This is a genomic window from Vibrio scophthalmi LMG 19158 (assembly GCF_000222585.1).
Taxonomy (GTDB): domain Bacteria; phylum Pseudomonadota; class Gammaproteobacteria; order Enterobacterales; family Vibrionaceae; genus Vibrio; species Vibrio scophthalmi.
Genome location: NZ_AFWE01000214.1, coordinates 1 through 18,137, shown reverse-complemented (window position 1 = coordinate 18,137; position 18,137 = coordinate 1). Strand labels below are relative to the sequence as shown.

Genomic DNA, 18,137 nt, shown 5'->3' with positions numbered 1-18,137 from the left:
GCCTTTTTTTGAAAATTTTTCGCTCAGCAGCCTGCCCCAACGCGTATTGTGCTGGTCATAATAATGGTTGTGGTCATTACTGTTAGGCTGTTATCAAACATATCGTCTTGTTGGATTCTTGTATTTACTTACCTTACATTTACCTTGTTTTCTAACAGAGAGTCAACGAAAACTTTCGATTTTTTGCTTATGTTTCGCTCACCTAAGTCATTTTATCGAGCCAAAGCTGACTAAAAACCGTACGCACGTATCAAAATTGCTAGCTAACGGTTAAATTTTACCGCTAGTCCATAAGTTTTATGCTTTAATTGATCTTGCAGTGGAATATTTATCAATTTAACCAAATGGATTGGGGTGATGAATGATTAAAATAATCAGTCTTACTCTTGCCTTGCTCACTGGCACGGCGAGCGCCTCAGATCTGTTTACTGCCCCTTTTCAAGCGAATAACTCACCGCACCGAATGTTCCTTTCCAGTGAAAGCAGTCAACACAACTTTGATTCATGGACGATAGATAGCGGCTACGCCTATAGTTTATTCGACAAAGTCGATCTGTATGTCGGAACTCGCTTGACCAAGCAAAACGAAGGGGGCTTTTTAAGCGGCCTGAGTTATCAAGTATCACCACGCTTGTCAGTAAAGAGTACTCTGCACTCTTACACCGATAATGATGCGCCTAAAGGCCTAGAAAGTGGTATCGGCGCCGAGGTGTCAAGCCGAGTGCAATTGAGTGAGCATTTAGATTTTCATGCCACTCTCGACTACCAAGAGTGGCAAAAAGGGGTTGAAGTGGGTATTGGCTTCCGTTTCTAACTTAATAGAACGTCACATCAATTCCAGTTTAGCAGTTGCTCAGATGTCAAAATACCGTTCCAATCGGCGTACACATAATCACCGGGCTGAATCATTTGCTTTTGCAATGATAAGGTGACACCAATTTCACCAACATTTCGTTTTTCAGTTTTAAATGGGCACGTCCCTAACGCCATAATGCCCAGCTCCATTTCCGCCATCATTGCGACATCACGTACCGCGCCATAAACAATGATCCCTTCCCAATCGTTTTCAATCGCGAGAATGGCCAATTGATCACCGAGTAAAGCTTTTTGACATGAACCATTACCGTCGACAACTAACACTTTTCCTCGACCGTTCTGGCTTAACACTTCACGTACTTTTGAATTGTCGTGATAACAGCGAACCGTGACTATTTCACCCCAAAAGGCAGTACGGCGTCCAAAGTGACTTAGTGGTAAATTTACGTAAGTTACGTGACTTTCAAACTTGTCACAAATGTCAGGGGTTATGTCTCTCATGCTTTCCTCCATGAAGCTAATTTGAAATCCTTATCTCAGTCGATGGCACCACTCTCCTAGATCGATCTGGGTCTTATCTGATCGGCAAGACAACAAAAACAACTGGCCATCTTGCACAAAATAAATCGCGTTCTGCTGATATTTATGCGCTAACTCAACGGCGATTGAAAGCGAAATTTGCGCAGCAAAACTCTCTTCAAACCATGAAAAATCGTGATTGCCGACCAATAATCTCACCGGGTAAAATTGTTGCAAATTATCACTCAAGTGCTTATTTCTTATACTGTTTTCACCATCAGAAAGCTTAACGCTTTTTGGGTTACTCGCAGTAATGACAACAAAGTCATTAAGCTCAATTATTTTGTCAAATTTGAAGTAAGGATCACAGTAAATTTTCCACAAGTGAGCATCCATTATTGCACCAATCATTATTTTTACATTTGCCGGATACTATTAATATTTGTTACATTCGATCTATTGATATAAATCAACAAAGTGAATGGAATTAACATTTGGACGTTGTTAGCATGCTGTTAACTATATAAAATCCGTTTCAACGCCTAATAGCAATAAATCAGGGCAAGGAACCTCTTTTGAAAGAAAGTAACACCAAGGATGGCAGGCATTCAGACATGAGTTTGAGAACAATCTTTGTTTTATCTCAAAATCAAATTACCTGTACGTAATGTTTTTGCCTAGAATTTATTCTATTAAACCATTTTTTTCACAAGTTTAGGTACCGCCAATGCAAACCCCGCAGATTCTGATTGTAGAAGATGAGCAAGTAACTCGTAACACTCTAAAGAGTATTTTTGAAGCAGAGGGATACGCTGTTTTTGAGGCCAGTGACGGTGAAGAGATGCACCACGTTCTGACAGAAAGTCAGATCAACTTGGTGATCATGGACATCAACCTGCCAGGTAAGAATGGTCTATTGCTTGCACGTGAACTGCGTGAGCAAGCAAATGTAGCTCTAATGTTCCTAACTGGTCGTGACAACGAAGTAGATAAGATCTTGGGCCTTGAAATCGGCGCTGATGACTACATCACTAAGCCTTTCAACCCACGTGAACTGACTATCCGTGCTCGTAACCTACTAAACCGTTCTATGAACTCTAGTGCTGTTCAAGAAGAGAAACGTAGCGTAGAGAAATACCAATTCAACGGTTGGGTACTAGACATCAACAGTCGCTCACTGGTTAGCCCAAGTGCAGAAAGCTACAAGCTGCCTCGTTCAGAGTTCCGTGCACTTCTACACTTCTGTGAGAACCCAGGCAAGATCCAAACTCGTGCAGATCTACTGAAGAAGATGACTGGTCGTGAGCTTAAGCCACACGATCGTACGGTTGACGTAACAATCCGTCGTATTCGTAAACACTTCGAATCAGTATCTGGTACGCCAGAAATCATCGCAACAATCCACGGTGAAGGTTACCGTTTTTGTGGCGAACTAGAAGACTAATCACTCTTCTCAAGATGCGATAAAGGAGCCTATGGCTCCTTTTTTTTGGCTTTTATATTCCAGAAAGAAAAAGGAGAATCGAGAGAAGAGAATCGAGAATTGAGAAAAGAGAAAAGAGAAATCGAGAATAAAAAAACGCCCATCAATGATGAGCGTCTTGGTCGACAGTATGATTCAGACCGCTTAGCCTTTACCACCCTTAATCGCATTAATGATTTCGCTGGTTGAACAGCCATCTTCAAAGTTGAGAACTTTCACTGCACCGCCATTAGCGATCACTTCAGCACCACCGGCAATCTCTTCCGGTTTGTAATCGCCACCTTTAACCAAAAGATCCGGTAACACTGCCGCAATTAAGCGCTGTGGGGTATCTTCTGAAAAAGGAACGACCCAATCGACAGCGCCTAGGCCTGCTAGCACCGCCATACGGCGATCGGTTGGATTCACTGGACGACCCGGTCCTTTTAAGCGTTTCACTGACTCATCGGTATTTACCGCAACGATCAGACGTTGGCCTAATTTGGCTGCGTGATTTAGGTAAGAAACATGACCTGCATGCAAAATATCGAAACAACCATTGGTCATCACCACTTTCTCACCACGAGATTGCGCCTTCTTCACAGCTTCAATCAAGCCTTGCTCAGAAATAACACCGAAATCGGTATCATGGCTACCATGAATCGCTTCCGCTAGTTCAATCGTAGATAGGGTTGATGTACCCAATTTGCCAACCACGACACCTGCCGCTGCATTCGCTAGCGCACAAGACTGATCAAGTGGTTTACCCGCAGCCACAGAAGCAGCCAAAACAGAAATAACTGTATCGCCCGCACCAGTGACATCAAATACTTCTTTTGCTTGTGTCGGCAGATGGAACGGCTCTTCGCCACGACGTAGTAATGTCATGCCATGTTCGCTACGTGTCACCAACAGTGCTTCAAAATCAAACTGCTCGATCAGCGCGAGGCCTTTCTCAACCAATTCTTGGTCTGATTTTACTTTGCCGACAACCAATTCAAATTCCGCCATGTTTGGCGTCAATAGTGTCGCACCACGGTAGCGTTCAAAATCGGCACCTTTCGGGTCGATAAATACCGGTACACCTGCAGCGCGCGCTTTTTGAATAAACTGCTGCACATGCTCTAACGCGCCTTTATCGTAATCCGATAACACCACTGATTTTACGTTAGGCAATGCTTGTTCCATACGCTCAAGGATCAGCGCGGCATCGACATTCTCAAACTTCTCTTCAAAGTCTAAACGAATCAGTTGTTGACCACGACTCAGCACTCGAAGCTTAGTAATGGTCGGAAAATCTGGTAGTGAAACAAAGTCACATTTAACTTTCAGTGCAGAGAGTGTCTCACTGAGTACATTCGCTGGTTCATCAATCCCTGTTAACCCAACGATATGAGCATGCCCACCCAGTGACGCGATGTTCATAGCAACGTTAGCTGCACCACCTGGTCGCTCTTCGTTGTTTTCTACTTTCACTACAGGTACAGGCGCTTCTGGCGAAATGCGGCCTGTCGGGCCATGCCAGTAGCGGTCTAACATTACGTCACCAACAATAAGAACGCCTGCTTGACTGTAGTCAGGTAGGATTGGTTTCATTGTGAATCTCCAATATGTATATCTGGCCAAAGTTTATCATAGGGTTTTGACCGCCTAAACCTTTGTATAGCCAAGTGATGGCAAGAAGTTGTCTTTAAAGTCTGCGCCGGCTCTCTCCAGCAAGCATCTCGAGGCCACTTAGCTCGCTATTGCTATTCTAACCACCGCTGCCACACATCTACCACTAAAGCGCGTTCTTGGACAAACTTATCCTCTGCCAAGTCCGTATCAAGATTGAGTAGATTACGGTGATGGATCTGATCGCGCATCATGGTGTAAGCATTGGTCACTGCAAGCGCTTGTGATTCATCCATAATACCTTGTGCGATCAAAGACTCGAAAATACGCACATTATCAGACCAACGTGTCAACTTAGGCTTTTGATGACTGTAGTTGAGAACTAAGTATTGAGCGAGAAACTCAATATCGGTGATGCCGCCTGGATCTTGCTTGAGCATAAAGCGGCCAGCTTTTTTACCGCCTAAATGATCACGCATTTTGATCCGCATATCGACCACTTGCTTCTTCAAATCATCACTATCACGTGGCAGGGTCAAAATCGCATGACGGATTTGACCAAATGCCTGTTGCAACGGCTCATCACCATAAATCATACGCGCACGCACCAAGGCTTGGTGCTCCCATGTCCACGCTTCATTCCGTTGATACTCTTCAAACGCATCCGTTGGACTCACCAATAGACCTGATACTCCAGAAGGGCGTAAGCGCGTGTCCACTTCGTAGAGAATGCCTGAAGCGGTGCGGATCGAAAAAATATGGATAATACGTTGAGCAAGGCGCAGATAGAATTGGCGACCATCTATCTCTTTTTTACCATCAGTGTAAGCACTGACCGGACAATCGTGCATAAAGACGATATCGAGATCGGAATTATAACCAAGCTCCCAGCCACCGACCTTGCCATAACCGACCACCGCAAAACCTTTGCCTTCACGGTCTTTTAAATGATTCGGCTGGCCATACTTCTCACACATTTGCAGCCAAGCTTGATTAACCACCGACTCCACAATCGCTTCTGACAGGTAGGTTAAGTGATCACTCACTTTCATCACCGGTAATACACCGGCAATATCCGCCGCCGCAATACGTAAAATACAAATTTGCTTAAACTGGCGCAGCGCTTCAATCTGCTGCTCCATGTCATCTTCCGGGATGCGCGCCAAATAGTCTCGCAGTTCGGTACGGTATGAGTCGAGCGGCACAGGGTTATACAACTGCTGAGGATCAATCAGCTCATCCAACAAAATAGGATAACGGCCTAATTGCTCCGAAATCATCGGACTGGCGGTACATAAACGTACGAGTTGCGTTAACGCCGCTTCATGCTCATCGAGTAGTTCTAGGTAAGTCGTACGCGTGACGATTTTATGCAGTAAATGCAGCACTCGCGATAAACCAAATTTGGCATCTTGATGGGCAAAGATGGCTTGGAATATTTTCGGCATTAAGCGGTTTAGTACTTCACGCCCACGCGGCCCCAAGGTTTTCTTCGCTAAGTCACTCTTAAACTGAATAATGGTTTGAGTTAATTCTGCGCTTTCTTCTAGTTGCAAGTCATGGCTAAGGATCTGCTCAAGTACATCGGCTTTATGCGCCATATCCCACAACTCTTGAAAGTGTTTCGCCACTTCCGTTTGTTCTTCATCATCATCGCCAATCAGATGAGTAAACACTTGATGGACATTGGTCATGTGTAGACGAGTATCATCCAATAATGCCGACCAACTTAGATAGCCCATTGCTGTCGCCAACTGCAATTGTTCCTGCTCATTCTCTGGCAGTGTTTGCGTTTGCTTATCGGCCATCGCTTGCAGCAGGTTTTCTGAACGACGTAAGAACTTATATGCCTCCGTTAGATGGGTAACCTCTTGCTTATTGAGCAGTTCTAACTCATCAATCGCCTCTAACGTCACCAATAGACCTCGTTGACGTAAACTTGGCTCACGACCACCGCGGATCAATTGGAACACTTGAGCAATAAACTCAATCTCACGTATCCCCCCTGCACCGAGCTTGATGTTGTTAGTCAGCCCACGGCGGCGTACTTCACTGCTAATCATTGATTTCATGCGGCGCAGCGATTGAATCGCACTAAAGTCGATATAGCGACGGAAGACAAAAGGACGCAGCATCTTCCGCAGTTCTTGATATTGCGGATACATTTCGCTGCCCATTACGCGTGCTTTAATCATCGCGTAACGCTCCCAATCTCGTCCTTGCTCTTGGTAATAATCTTCCAGTGCAGCATAGCTCATCACTAAGGGCCCGCTGTCACCAAATGGACGCAGGCGCATGTCAACGCGATAACAGAAGCCATCAAAGGTTTGTTGATCGAGTGCTTTAATGATCCGTTGACCTAAACGGGTGAAGAACTGAGCGTTAGAAATACTTCGGCGAGTGCCTTGTGTCTCACCGTTTTCAGGGTAGGTAAAAATCAAGTCGATATCAGACGAGAAATTCAGTTCACCTCCACCCAATTTTCCCATACCAATGATCAGCATCGGTTGCGCTTCACCTTGCTCATTACATGGCGTGCCCCATTGCTCGCAACACGCTTTGTATTGCCACTGATAAGTCTCAAATATCATCGCCTCAGCCAAATAGGAGAGATGCTTTAAGCTATGTTCTAACGGCCAAGTGGCATTAAAGTCGCGCCAAGCGATGTAGCTCATCTCACGATTACGGAACTGGCGTAGTATGCGTAGCCCTGCCACTTCATCGTGACAATTCTCTAGCAAGGATGCCAGATGTTGACGATAATCTTCACAGCGTTGTGGATCGCTCAGCATACTTGGCAGGATTTGACGCAAAGTTTCATCCCTAGCTAGCGTTTCAATCACAAATGGACTTAGCCCTGCGACGTATTCCAATTGCTGATATATGTCAGCAGGCCAATGCTGTTCCAGTTGATACTCTTCCAATTGAGCGAGTGCTGATTGAGAGGTGGCCAAGAGGGTTTCAGGCAATGGCATGGGGCTTCCTTGTAATTTGCTGGCTGAGATATCTTATCTGAGCTTGATTGCGGCTTTAAAACGCTAGTTATAGCAAACTTTACGCAATAAAAAACGCCTGCTAATTGTTAGCAGGCGTCTATTCACTCAGTCTGTGAGATTACACTCTAAATGCGCTGATCTTCTTATCTAACTCTTCGGCATTTTGCTGCATGATTTCTGAGGTTTCGAGCAACTCGCCCACCACCGTCACCGAGGCTTCAACGAGTTCTCGAACATTGGTCAGGTTTTGGTTCATCTCTTCCGCCACGCTGCTTTGCTGGCCAGCGGCGGTAGCAATTTGGAAGTTCATATCGTTGATTTGATTCACTTGCAGAACGATGCCATCCAGCTCAGTACCAGCATTAGTGACCAGTTCAACGCCTTCCGCTGCTTCCACAACGCTTTTTTCCATCAAACCCACTGCTGAACTTGCGCTTGATTGCAATTGCGAGATCATTTCTTGGATTTCGATGGTCGCTTGTTGGGTGCGTTGAGCAAGATTACGCACTTCATCAGCGACGACAGCAAAGCCACGGCCCGCTTCACCGGCACGTGCCGCTTCAATTGCCGCGTTCAATGCTAGCAAGTTAGTTTGCTCCGAAATACCTTGGATGGTACCCACAACACTACCAATTGCATCAACGCTCTCTTCCACTTCATTTACCGCTTGAGCCGACGCTGAGATATCTTGTGACAGCTCACTGATTTTACTCACCGTATCTTGCACAAAACGTTGACCTGTCGCCGCTTGAGTAGAGGCACTTTCCGTTAATGAAGAAGCATTTTGCGCATGATCTGCAACAGTTTGTACCGTTGAGGTCATTTCGCTCATTGCGGTTGCCAATTGGTCAATTTCTTCAAACTCTTCTTGAGCTGATTCTTTGGTTTCCGACATGCTCAAAGTCATCACTTCCGTTAGCCCCGCTAACTCTTGCGAAGAACTTAGCTGCACCTTGATTAACTCTTGCAACTGAGAGCGGGTCTTTTCCAACTCACGCGCCACATCGCCATATTCATCTTTGCATTGCAGTAAGATTGGAGATGAGAGATCGCCACTGGCCATCTTTTTAATCGCTTCATTAAGATAGTGAGTTTGACGCAGCATCACTCGTGCGGCAAACAACAAAATAACGACAAAGACTCCAATTAACAGCATGGTTTGCCATACTACTTGTACTAGGTAGGCTTCATAATGTTCACGAGCAACTTCAGCGCTGTCAGTGACCATCAAAAGTGAGTCGTAGAACGTATTAGCGTCCCATAGCTGTTTGCCGACGATCAGTAAGGTACTGAACACCATCAGCAACGCCATTTTAGGAACCAGTCGAATATCCGTAATCACTCGTTCCCAGGGCTTAAATGCCATTGTCGTCATATTAGTTCTCCGCTAAGTCATATATTCTAAATAGAATAAAATTACTGCCGCCCACCTTTTTGGTACTTTTTTACTAGTACCAACAATTTATTTTGAGCCTCGTATGAATAGAAATGATACCAAAGACGACACGAAGCCGATGAGCTTGTTATCACTAATTCTTTCTTTTATGGCGTTATTTGTGATCTCAGGCTTATTGTTTATGCCGATCAGTAATGAAACACGTCAAGTTCTTATCGGCCTGGATTTCATCATCTGCAGTATTTTTATACTACAACTATCGATTGATTTGATCCGCGCCACAGATCGGGTGCAATTTTTGAAACGCCATTGGATCGATTTCCTTGCGAGCCTGCCTATGATCGAACCATTACGCTTTGCTCGCCTCTTTCATATTTTGCGTGTGGTGTTGGTTATCCGCTCCAGTCGTAGCGTGGTTAAGCAACTTTTAAGCAATCGCAAAGAAACCACCATTGCATCAATATTGCTATTGCTGGTGATCTTATTAACGTTAGGTTCTAGCATGATGCTGTTTCTTGAAGGCCATTCGCCGGATGCCAATATCAAAACGGGCGGCGATGCACTGTGGTGGGCTCTAGTGACGATTTCTACTGTCGGCTACGGTGATCACTACCCAGTCACTGACGCAGGTAAAATCCTCGCCTCCGGTGTGATCCTTTGTGGTGTGGGGTTGTTTGGTATGATTTCCGGCTTGATCACTTCGATGATCACCTCGCCGACACGAATGCAAGCGCTAAAAGCGGAGCAAAAAGAACAACAAATGATCGCACTATTAGAGCAGCAACAAACGATTTTGACTCGATTAGAAAAACTCGAACGCAGAATGACCCGCGATATCGATAAGCTGCATCAAGATAACGACCACAAAAAAGGAGAGCAATAGCTCTCCTTTTCATTTCAGTAAGTCAGCAAAAATTATTCTTGCCAGTAAGGCTCAGCTTCAATGCTGATGGCACGAGTTTGCTCCATCGCATGTAAGATTGAGCTTTCTTGACGGAGTAACCAACGCTCAAGCTGCTCACGCTCATCACCTTCTAACTTATCCACCAACTGCTTTAATGGTTTTAAGGTTAGTAAGTCATCAATACCTTGAAGCAGATCAGCCCAAGGTAGACGGAAGCGGTTTCGTTCTTCGGCATCATATAAACTGGCAAAACCAACACCGGTATATAAGTTACGCATCAAATGATACTGCTGATCGATGTAATCTTGTGACACCAACTCTTTTTCTGGCGGGAATGCGGCCATTAGCTCATGCCAAGTACGTTCTAACTGTACGACCGAGAAAGGTAAGATGTTTTGCGAAATCGCACTGCGTGACTTGTCATCCAAGAATGGCTGCCAGCCACGGGTTAAAATCCAACGACTAAGATCAAGCAACAAAGCGGTGTAACGCGCCGAATTAAATTGCTCAAGCATCTCTTCACGAGAAGGAAGATCTTGTTGCAAGTCAGACAGCTCTTTAATCAAGAACTTGCGAGCATCAAGTTTACGTAACGCATGACCTTTGTCTTCTAACAGATCATCTAAATAGTCGAACTGCTTTATCCATGCCAGATCCTGCTCAAGCCACTTCAGCTCTTGGCGAATCAAAGCGCTCGCTTTACGCGGTACCACATCACCGAAAATGGTAAAGGTTTGGCGGATAAAACTGATGGCATTTTTGATCTCATGCAGCGCATCAATTGACTCACGCTCAGAGTAGATCTGTTCGTGGTAATGCCAATGAGATAATGCGTGCTCAAGAGAATTAATCAGACACGATTCCAATGAATCATTTTTGTCGGTATCCACTAGCGCCATCGGCTTGACTTGGTCACCTTGATAGCCCAACGCTAAGCGATAACCGCGTGCGGCTTTGCTTAAGTTACCTAAGCGCATCCCGCCTGCATCACTGAAAGTGCGAGCCAGCGTAAATAAAGCGTCAGTCTGGCCTGATTTAAGCTCCAACTCCACTTCACAAATGGTATCGGTTAGATCACCAGAGATAACCACACCTTGGTCAAAAGCGACTTCAACTTGACTGCCATCCGCCATACAAACCAACCACTGTTCACGCGTGAAGTTGGTCGAAAATAACGGAGATAATTCACTTTGCAGTGTGTCGATACTTTTACCGCTTGGCCAAATATCGCTCGGATGCAAAGCAAGCACTGGATCGTTGCAGTTATGTTCGGCATTATATTCAGGTCGTTGATGCAAGCCCGCGACGACGCGTCCTGCCGTCTTGACTGTTTGAACATAGACTTCATCGAAGCGACGAATGCGGAGACCAATATCATGCTGTCTCAGCCAGTTATCAGGTGTGTCAAAGTAGGTGTTACCTAGCTCTCGACAGCTGTGCTGAAGAACCTTTGTTTCGGAAATCTTATTACGTAAAGTTTCTGAAAATTCTGGAGAAACAAAAAACTTCAGTTCTATCTCGGTTTCCATAGTTATACCTTTCAAAGCAGATAGAGACAGGATATTGCCTAATTTCTCACTCGGCAAGAGCGAAATATCGCTCGAATGATGATCTAAAACAGTTTTAATGACAGATTTAATGCGTTACCATGCGCGCCTTTATAGCCATCGTTCAACATTTCATCTTCAAAAGGGTGTATGTTATTTATAGGTTATATTAATTAGGTTGAATGACCATGCCAGTAAATACAATTATGGGGTTATTTGCAAAGTCCCCTATTAAGCCTTTGCAGCGCCACGTAGTGTGCGTAAATGAATGCTGCTCTCACCTTGTAAACTTCTTCGAAGTTTGTGCGCAAGGAGACTGGGAAAAAGCATCTGAAATTCGTGCTCAAATTTCTCACCTTGAGAAAGAAGCGGATGTGCTAAAGCGCGAAATTCGTCTGAAACTTCCTCGTGGTTTGTTTATGCCTGTGGATCGTAGCGACATGTTGGAGCTACTAACGCAGCAAGACAAACTTGCAAACCTTGCAAAAGACATCGCAGGTCGTGTTTATGGCCGCCAACTGTCTATCCCTGCTCCTCTTCAAGAGAACTTTATCGCTTACGTGAAACGTTGTTTAGACGCGGCACAACAAGCGCAGAAAGTGATCAATGAGCTGGATGAATTGTTGGAGACAGGATTCAAAGGCCGTGAAGTCACTCTGGTTGCAGAGATGATTAATCAGTTGGACATGATTGAAGATGACACTGATGCGATGCAAATCCAACTTCGCCAACAGCTAATGTTGATCGAACAAGATTTGAATCCAATCGATGTGATGTTCCTTTACAAAATTTTAGAATGGGTAGGTGGTATTGCCGATCAAGCACAACGTGTTGGTGCTCGATTAGAAGTAATGCTGTCACGCTCATAACGTTAAGTTAAACTCAATAACGAAGAGTATTTTTTAGCACACCCCAGTTAGGCAATGAATATATCGGCGCCGATGGGGCTTTCTCGTGTCAAAAATTTGCTCCGCTTGTTATCAAACAACTAGGTATTACGATGGATATCCTTGCGAACTACGGCACTGTCCTGATTATTGTTGCAGCTTTATTCGGTTTCATGATGGCAATTGGTATTGGTGCGAATGACGTTGCCAATGCGATGGGTACATCAGTAGGCTCGAAAGCACTGACGGTAAAACAAGCGATCATCATTGCGATGATCTTTGAATTTGCAGGTGCTTACCTTGCCGGTGGTGAAGTAACCGATACAATCCGTAAAGGCGTGATCGAAACGTCTCTTTTCGCTTCTCAACCTGACGTGCTTGTGTACGGCATGATGTCAGCGCTATTAGCTGCTGGTACATGGCTATTACTCGCCTCTTACATGGGTTGGCCGGTATCAACTACACACTCAATTATCGGTGCAATCATCGGTTTTGCTTGTGTATCAGTTGGTACTGAAGCGGTTGACTGGAGCAGTGTTCAAGGCATCGTTGGTAGCTGGATTGTTACCCCTGTTATTTCTGGCTTCTTCGCTTATGTGATTTTTGTCAGCGCACAACGACTGATCTTCGATACTGAGAAACCTCTTTTAAATGCGAAGCGCTTTGTACCTGTCTACATGTTCATTACCACTATGGTGATTGCGCTAGTAACGATTAAAAAAGGTCTTAAACACGTTGGTCTACACCTATCAAATGGTGAAGCGTGGGTTTGGGCTGCTGCGGTATCAGCATTGGTAATGGTTGGCGGTTACTTCTACATCCAGAAGAAATTTGCTAACCGTGAAGATGACCACGGCTTTGCAGGCGTAGAAGGTATCTTCAGCGTATTAATGGTAATCACCGCTTGTGCAATGGCATTTGCTCATGGTTCAAACGATGTTGCAAACGCAATCGGTCCTCTAGCGGCTGTTGTATCTACAGTACAACACATGGGTTCAATTACTGGTAAGAGCGAAATCGTATGGTGGATTCTTCCACTAGGTGGTTTTGGTATCGTGGTTGGTCTAGCAACGCTAGGTCACAAAGTAATGGCAACTGTGGGTACCGGTATTACCGAACTAACGCCTAGCCGTGGCTTTGCCGCTCAGCTAGCAACAGCTTGTACTGTGGTACTTGCTTCTGGTACTGGTCTACCAATCTCAACCACACAAACACTGGTTGGTGCGATTTTAGGTGTTGGTTTTGCTCGTGGTATCGCGGCGCTAAACCTAGGTGTTATTCGTAACATCGTGGCATCTTGGATTGTAACATTGCCAGCGGGCGCACTATTAGCGGTAGTATTCTTCTACGCTATTCAAGCGTCATTTGGCTAGTCAATAGGTCAGGACTGTGTAAATGCACTGTCATTATTGACTCAAGACCGCAGAAAGGGAGGCTTAGCCTCCCTTCTTTGTTGCACCAGAAAAAAAAACTTCATACTATTTGCAGTTCGGGAGTATCTCCCTCGCTGAAAGCTTGATGACTGTTAAAGGATTTACCGTGAAAAAATTGGTTTTTTTGATCTTAGCATGTGTAATTGCCGTACCTGCTGCAATGGCTAAAGATCGCTTTATCTCTGATAATCTCTTCACCTATATGCATGCTGGTCCAAGCAACCAGTTCCGAATCATTGGTAGTGTCAATGCTGGCGAGAAAGTGAATCTTGTCAGTGTGGACAAAAAGTCGGGCTATAGCCAAGTTGTAGACAGCCGTGGTCGTAAAGGTTGGGTATCCACCAGCTTTATCACCACTCAAGAAGGCATGTCGACTCGCCTACCTAAGCTGGAAAAAGAGCTCTCGGTTGTGAAAGAGAAACTGGCTAACGCTAACGATATCGCTAACCGCGAAAAAGAAGGTCTGGTCGATTCTCTCAATACCCGTAACAGCCAGATTTCTGAGCTAGAAAAAAATTACGGCGACATGAGCCAGCAGTTAACCGCTTCTCAAACAGAAGTTCGTAACCTACGTGCGAAGCTTGATACACAAAAAGATGACCTACTGCTTAAGTACTTTATGTATGGCGGTGGTGTTGCTGGTATCGGCTTGCTATTCGGCTTGGTGTTACCTCACCTTGTACCGCGCAAGCGTCGCTCGCCAAACGGGTGGGCATAAGCATTCATTAAAAAAGGTCACGCTGGCGTGACCTTTTTTATTATCTGATGATCGGCAAGCTTTCTTGATCAATGGATGATAACGATTAGCCTTGCCAATCGTATAACGCCGGTACTCGTATCATCTCGCCTTGGAAGTCAATCACACAGGCTTGTGGCTCAATTGCGATCAAAGCGACATCATGACCAATTCGATCACCTTGTTTATACTCGACACCATTAATTTTCACCCAACGTTTCGCTTCATTACTTGAGTAAACATGGGTTTGGAAATTCAACGGCGGTAATTTACCCACCCACTGGCGGCTATTTTTCGCTAATGCCTGTGCCGCGATACCTTGCTCTACGTCGACCTGCGCCTCTGGAGACTCCATCGCCGCTTGTAGACGCTGAGCGATATCAGGCGATAAGCCGCTTAAATCGAGTCCACTCAGTAAGTCATCTTCACTCACCTCTTGCTCATCAAGTGCTTGCTTGCTCGGTTCCATATTCGATGGGCTACTCTCTTGATTCGCCACTTTACTCTCAACGGACTCCGTCGATGAGAACGTGTCATCAAGCAGCATGTTATCGTTCACATCGAACTGATGATGAGTCGTCTCCGCCAATTCTAAAAACTGCGGATACGGCAAAATAGCCAAGGGGGCAGAGCGATCCACAATCTCAACCTTACCCTGATTGTTAGCTAACCAAGTCTCTCGCTGAGCTTGATAGTCGCTATAAGCTTGCCAGCCCAGCACCACAACCGGAGGCATTAATAGCAAGCTCAGCATCATTGGCCAGCGACGATGACGAATTGGCGCTGGCTTTAAATGGTATTGCAATGGCGCAGTATGATGACTCTGATAGCCTTGCTGCGACACGCTAAGTTGCTCAATTAGGTTTGCCATTATAATGCCTCACTTAACATCAAAGACGGCGCTTGATCTTGCGATAAAAGTTCTAGGCGCTGCAATGTACGCTGCCCAGCAATACCATCAACACTCAACCCCTGCCATTGCTGAAACATAGTGACTTTTTGTTTCAATATTTCGCCGTAGCGCTCCGTCTCGCCCATTGGCAAACCAAGCACTTCAGACAGTTGATAATCTAAGCTCGCCACGGGATGACCGCTCATGCCCGGTTTAAGTGCTTGATGCCACAATTTTTGCCAAATCAAATAATATTCACCTGACCAGATTTGATCTAGCCATTGGCGCTCAAATGCCACTCTCTGACCATCAATCAATAATTCTACCTGTTCATTACTGGCTTTATACAACAACGCATAATGGGTCGCTTGGTCGACGGTTAAGGTTAACACCGCAGGTAAATTAGTCGCTAACAGTTGCTCAAACGAACCCTGAAAGCTCTGACAATGAAACTGGGACTGTGCGTTATCTAGGCACATTGTATCGACCACAGAGGCGCGATATCCCCACACCTTATACAACTCATCTATTTGGCTCGCTAACGGCTTACTGTGACTTAGCAGCGCTGTCAGCTCGCTAGGGAACACCTCTTGTTGATCCACACGATTTGGTTTAGCTGGGTAGTGTTGTTCAATATAGATTTGAGCTTGCTGCTGAAAAGGCTGTTGCAAATACTGTGGAGCGTAAAACCAAGCACACAATGCCAAAGCTCCACCCAACGAAGCATACAGTAACGTCGATAGGCCGTAACGCAGCGCAGGTTGGTTATGGCTTACCGCGGGTGAAGCATAACTGGTTTGAAAGCTCATCACCTCTTCACACGCCGCAAGAACGGTTTGCTGAGATGGCTGCGCTTCACCGAGGTGATAAGCGCGCTTGAGCGCGGCATCGCACACCAAATTCACCAACCGCGGAATGCCCAGCGTGGCTTGCGCGATATGTTTAAGTGATTTAGCCGAAAAGAGATCGCGGTTACCACCGGCAAGCTGTAGGCGAAATTGAATGTATTTCGCCGTTTCATCCCCATCAAGTGGCAACAAATGATAGCGACCAGTGATCCGTTGCGCGAGCTGACGCAACTGCGGCATTTGTAATTTTTGCTGCAATTCAGGCTGACCAATCAATAGTACCTTGAGCAGTTTTCGTTGCTCCGTCTCTAGATTGGTCAGTAACCTTAGTTGCTCTAACACTTCTGCCGACAAGTGCTGCGCTTCATCAATCAAGAGTAAGGTCTGCTTGCCCTGGGCATAGCTATCGAGTAAGAACTGCTTAATTAGCTGAGTCAGTTGCTTGAGGCTTGCCTGTTCCGGATAGGCTAAACTAAATTCATCACAGATCGCTTCCAACAATTCACTATTGCTAAACGTCGGGTTGAGTATACAGCCAGTTTGAGTCGTGGCATCGAGCGCCTTCAGCATCGCTTTTGAAACAGTGGTTTTTCCGGTACCCACTTCCCCTGTCAGCATCGCAAAACCACCACCATCTCCCAACCCAGCTTGAAGGTGATGCATTGCTTCTTTATGACGTTGACTTAAATAGAGAAACCGTGAATTCGGTACAATGGAAAACGGTAACTCGACAAATCCAAAATGAGTGTTATACATGATAATGGTCGCTGGGAATTTATTGAGAACGAAAGTAACATTGCTGGCAAGAATAGCCAAAGACAATTCAAATAGATAGAGAGGCCACAGTGCGAAGATTCTTAGTTGGCGGCGCGGTTCGCGATCAGTTACTCAATCTGGATGTATACGACCAAGACTGGGTGGTCATAGGTGCAACCCCTGAGCAGATGCTGCAACTCGGCTATACTGCTGTGGGTAAAGATTTCCCCGTATTTCTCCATCCAAAGACCAAACAAGAGCATGCACTCGCGCGCACTGAGCGTAAAATAGGCGCTGGCTATACCGGCTTTGATTGTTACTTTGCCCCTGATGTCACATTAGAAGAAGATCTACTGCGTCGCGATCTGACCATCAATGCGATGGCCCAAGACGAACTCGGCAACATTATTGATCCTTACGGCGGCCAGCAAGATCTGCTCAACCGTAAGTTGCGCCATGTATCAGATGCATTTATCGAAGACCCATTGCGGGTGCTGCGCGTGGCACGCTTTGCAGCCAAGCTCGCTCATTTAGGTTTTACCGTTGCCGAAGAAACCATGATCTTAATGGCGCAAATTGTTAACGATGGCGAACTGGGGCATTTAACTGCAGAACGCGTTTGGCAAGAATGGCAAAAATCACTGAGCTGCCAAGATCCACAAGTGTTTTTACAAGTATTGCGAGATTGCGGCGCTCTAGCGGTGGTGTTACCCGAAATCGATCGGTTGTTCGGCGTTCCACAACCTGAGCAGTGGCACCCTGAAATCGACACCGGTATTCATACCTTAATGGTGGCAAAACAAGCCGCGCTATTAAGCCACGCAACCACGGTACGCTTTGCCGCCCAAGTGCACGACTTAGGCAAGGGCGTGACACCTGAGAAAGAGTGGCCAAGCCACAAAATGCATTGCCACACAGGCATCAAGCTGATCAAACAACTGGCGGAACGGATCCGAATTCCAAATGAATACCGTGATTTAGCGCTGTTAGTCTGCGAGCAGCACTCCAACATACATCGGGCTGCGGAACTAAAACCGGCCACCAAACTCAAGATACTCAACCAATTTGATGTTTGGCGCAAAGCAGAACGCCTCGACGATATCTTGCTCTGCTGCATGGCCGATAGCCGTGGCCGAACGGGATTTGAAACTATCGATTACCCACAAAAAGGGATTTTTGAGCAAGCGTTTCAAGCCGCTTTATCGGTCGATGTCCAAGCCATCATTGCCGATGGCTTCAAAGGTGCCGCGATTCGCGAAGAGATGGAAAAACGCAGAGTGGCCGCGATCGCAGAGGCATAGAGAAGCGAGAAGCGAGAAGCGAGAAGCGAG

General features: G+C 45.7%; 15 protein-coding genes. 7 read left to right on the top strand and 8 right to left on the bottom strand.

All coding sequences use genetic code 11. The annotated features are described in order from the left end of the window. The first annotated feature begins 361 nt into the window (after nt 1-361). On the top strand, nt 362-814 hold the full coding sequence (locus tag RH88_RS19410; protein ID WP_005599235.1) for a hypothetical protein: 453 nt from the start codon (nt 362-364) through the stop codon (nt 812-814). Nucleotides 815-831: 17 nt separating this feature from the next. Here the strand turns inward: RH88_RS19410 and RH88_RS19405 are convergent, their stop codons facing one another. Then, on the bottom strand, nt 832-1,317 hold the full coding sequence (locus tag RH88_RS19405) for a putative 4-hydroxy-4-methyl-2-oxoglutarate aldolase (protein ID WP_005599234.1): 486 nt from the start codon (nt 1,315-1,317) through the stop codon (nt 832-834). Nucleotides 1,318-1,347: 30 nt separating this feature from the next. After that, the gene (locus tag RH88_RS19400; protein ID WP_005599233.1) at nt 1,348-1,746 is read right to left on the bottom strand and encodes a DUF3293 domain-containing protein; all 399 of its coding nucleotides are present in this window, start codon (nt 1,744-1,746) and stop codon (nt 1,348-1,350) included. A 316-nt stretch (nt 1,747-2,062) separates the two neighbouring features. On the opposite strand from RH88_RS19400, the gene arcA reads away from it, so the two are divergent. Then, a complete protein-coding gene (gene arcA / locus RH88_RS19395) occupies nt 2,063-2,779 on the top strand; it encodes a two-component system response regulator ArcA (RefSeq protein WP_005599232.1) in 717 nt (238 codons plus the stop codon). A gap of 183 nt (nt 2,780-2,962) precedes the next feature. On the opposite strand, the gene hldE is transcribed toward arcA, so the two are convergent. The 3 genes from hldE to RH88_RS19380 all read right to left on the bottom strand — a co-directional run bounded on the left by hldE (nt 2,963) and on the right by RH88_RS19380 (nt 8,782). Then, nucleotides 2,963-4,393 (bottom strand): bifunctional D-glycero-beta-D-manno-heptose-7-phosphate kinase/D-glycero-beta-D-manno-heptose 1-phosphate adenylyltransferase HldE, encoded by a 1,431-nt coding sequence (gene hldE / locus RH88_RS19390; protein WP_005599231.1) that lies wholly within the window; start codon nt 4,391-4,393, stop codon nt 2,963-2,965. 152 nt (nt 4,394-4,545) lie between these two features. Then, the gene (glnE, locus tag RH88_RS19385; protein WP_005599230.1) at nt 4,546-7,386 is read right to left on the bottom strand and encodes a bifunctional [glutamate--ammonia ligase]-adenylyl-L-tyrosine phosphorylase/[glutamate--ammonia-ligase] adenylyltransferase; all 2,841 of its coding nucleotides are present in this window, start codon (nt 7,384-7,386) and stop codon (nt 4,546-4,548) included. 139 nt (nt 7,387-7,525) lie between these two features. Next, the gene (locus RH88_RS19380; RefSeq protein WP_005599229.1) at nt 7,526-8,782 is read right to left on the bottom strand and encodes a methyl-accepting chemotaxis protein; all 1,257 of its coding nucleotides are present in this window, start codon (nt 8,780-8,782) and stop codon (nt 7,526-7,528) included. A gap of 103 nt (nt 8,783-8,885) precedes the next feature. On the opposite strand from RH88_RS19380, the gene RH88_RS19375 reads away from it, so the two are divergent. Further along, a complete protein-coding gene (locus RH88_RS19375; RefSeq protein WP_005599228.1) occupies nt 8,886-9,686 on the top strand; it encodes a potassium channel family protein in 801 nt (266 codons plus the stop codon). 32 nt (nt 9,687-9,718) lie between these two features. Here the strand turns inward: RH88_RS19375 and RH88_RS19370 are convergent, their stop codons facing one another. Beyond that, nucleotides 9,719-11,236, bottom strand: a complete 1,518-nt coding sequence (locus RH88_RS19370) for a CYTH and CHAD domain-containing protein (protein WP_005599227.1) — start codon at nt 11,234-11,236, stop codon at nt 9,719-9,721. Nucleotides 11,237-11,442: 206 nt separating this feature from the next. On the opposite strand from RH88_RS19370, the gene RH88_RS19365 reads away from it, so the two are divergent. The 3 genes from RH88_RS19365 to RH88_RS19355 all read left to right on the top strand — a co-directional run bounded on the left by RH88_RS19365 (nt 11,443) and on the right by RH88_RS19355 (nt 14,292). Continuing rightward, nucleotides 11,443-12,123: a TIGR00153 family protein gene (locus RH88_RS19365; RefSeq protein ID WP_005599225.1), complete on the top strand. Its 681-nt coding sequence runs from the start codon at nt 11,443-11,445 to the stop codon at nt 12,121-12,123. A gap of 131 nt (nt 12,124-12,254) precedes the next feature. Then, a complete protein-coding gene (locus RH88_RS19360; RefSeq protein WP_005599224.1) occupies nt 12,255-13,514 on the top strand; it encodes an inorganic phosphate transporter in 1,260 nt (419 codons plus the stop codon). A gap of 166 nt (nt 13,515-13,680) precedes the next feature. Further along, the gene (locus tag RH88_RS19355; RefSeq protein ID WP_005599222.1) at nt 13,681-14,292 is read left to right on the top strand and encodes a TIGR04211 family SH3 domain-containing protein; all 612 of its coding nucleotides are present in this window, start codon (nt 13,681-13,683) and stop codon (nt 14,290-14,292) included. Between the two features lie 85 nt (nt 14,293-14,377). Here the strand turns inward: RH88_RS19355 and RH88_RS19350 are convergent, their stop codons facing one another. Together RH88_RS19350 and RH88_RS19345 are read right to left on the bottom strand one after the other, a co-directional pair. Further along, nucleotides 14,378-15,181, bottom strand: a complete 804-nt coding sequence (locus tag RH88_RS19350; protein WP_005599220.1) for a general secretion pathway protein GspB — start codon at nt 15,179-15,181, stop codon at nt 14,378-14,380. Next, nucleotides 15,181-16,806 (bottom strand): ExeA family protein, encoded by a 1,626-nt coding sequence (locus tag RH88_RS19345; protein WP_174269672.1) that lies wholly within the window; start codon nt 16,804-16,806, stop codon nt 15,181-15,183. The genes RH88_RS19350 and RH88_RS19345 overlap by 1 nt, the downstream gene beginning before the upstream one ends. Before the next feature lie 89 nt (nt 16,807-16,895). On the opposite strand from RH88_RS19345, the gene RH88_RS19340 reads away from it, so the two are divergent. Next, nucleotides 16,896-18,107 (top strand): multifunctional CCA addition/repair protein, encoded by a 1,212-nt coding sequence (locus RH88_RS19340; RefSeq protein ID WP_005599216.1) that lies wholly within the window; start codon nt 16,896-16,898, stop codon nt 18,105-18,107. Nucleotides 18,108-18,137 lie beyond the last annotated feature (30 nt).

Excerpts from the sequence above, each read along its gene's own strand:
- RH88_RS19410 (WP_005599235.1), top strand. The coding sequence starts at position 362 with ATGATTAAAATAATCAGTCTTACTCTTGCCTTGCTCACTGGCACGGCG.
- RH88_RS19405 (WP_005599234.1), bottom strand. The coding sequence starts at position 1,317 with ATGAGAGACATAACCCCTGACATTTGTGACAAGTTTGAAAGTCACGTA.
- RH88_RS19400 (WP_005599233.1), bottom strand. The coding sequence starts at position 1,746 with ATGATTGGTGCAATAATGGATGCTCACTTGTGGAAAATTTACTGTGAT.
- arcA (WP_005599232.1), top strand. The coding sequence starts at position 2,063 with ATGCAAACCCCGCAGATTCTGATTGTAGAAGATGAGCAAGTAACTCGT.
- hldE (WP_005599231.1), bottom strand. The coding sequence starts at position 4,393 with ATGAAACCAATCCTACCTGACTACAGTCAAGCAGGCGTTCTTATTGTT.
- glnE (WP_005599230.1), bottom strand. The coding sequence starts at position 7,386 with ATGCCATTGCCTGAAACCCTCTTGGCCACCTCTCAATCAGCACTCGCT.
- RH88_RS19380 (WP_005599229.1), bottom strand. The coding sequence starts at position 8,782 with ATGACGACAATGGCATTTAAGCCCTGGGAACGAGTGATTACGGATATT.
- RH88_RS19375 (WP_005599228.1), top strand. The coding sequence starts at position 8,886 with ATGAATAGAAATGATACCAAAGACGACACGAAGCCGATGAGCTTGTTA.
- RH88_RS19370 (WP_005599227.1), bottom strand. The coding sequence starts at position 11,236 with ATGGAAACCGAGATAGAACTGAAGTTTTTTGTTTCTCCAGAATTTTCA.
- RH88_RS19365 (WP_005599225.1), top strand. The coding sequence starts at position 11,443 with ATGCCAGTAAATACAATTATGGGGTTATTTGCAAAGTCCCCTATTAAG.
- RH88_RS19360 (WP_005599224.1), top strand. The coding sequence starts at position 12,255 with ATGGATATCCTTGCGAACTACGGCACTGTCCTGATTATTGTTGCAGCT.
- RH88_RS19350 (WP_005599220.1), bottom strand. The coding sequence starts at position 15,181 with ATGGCAAACCTAATTGAGCAACTTAGCGTGTCGCAGCAAGGCTATCAG.
- RH88_RS19345 (WP_174269672.1), bottom strand. The coding sequence starts at position 16,806 with ATGTATAACACTCATTTTGGATTTGTCGAGTTACCGTTTTCCATTGTA.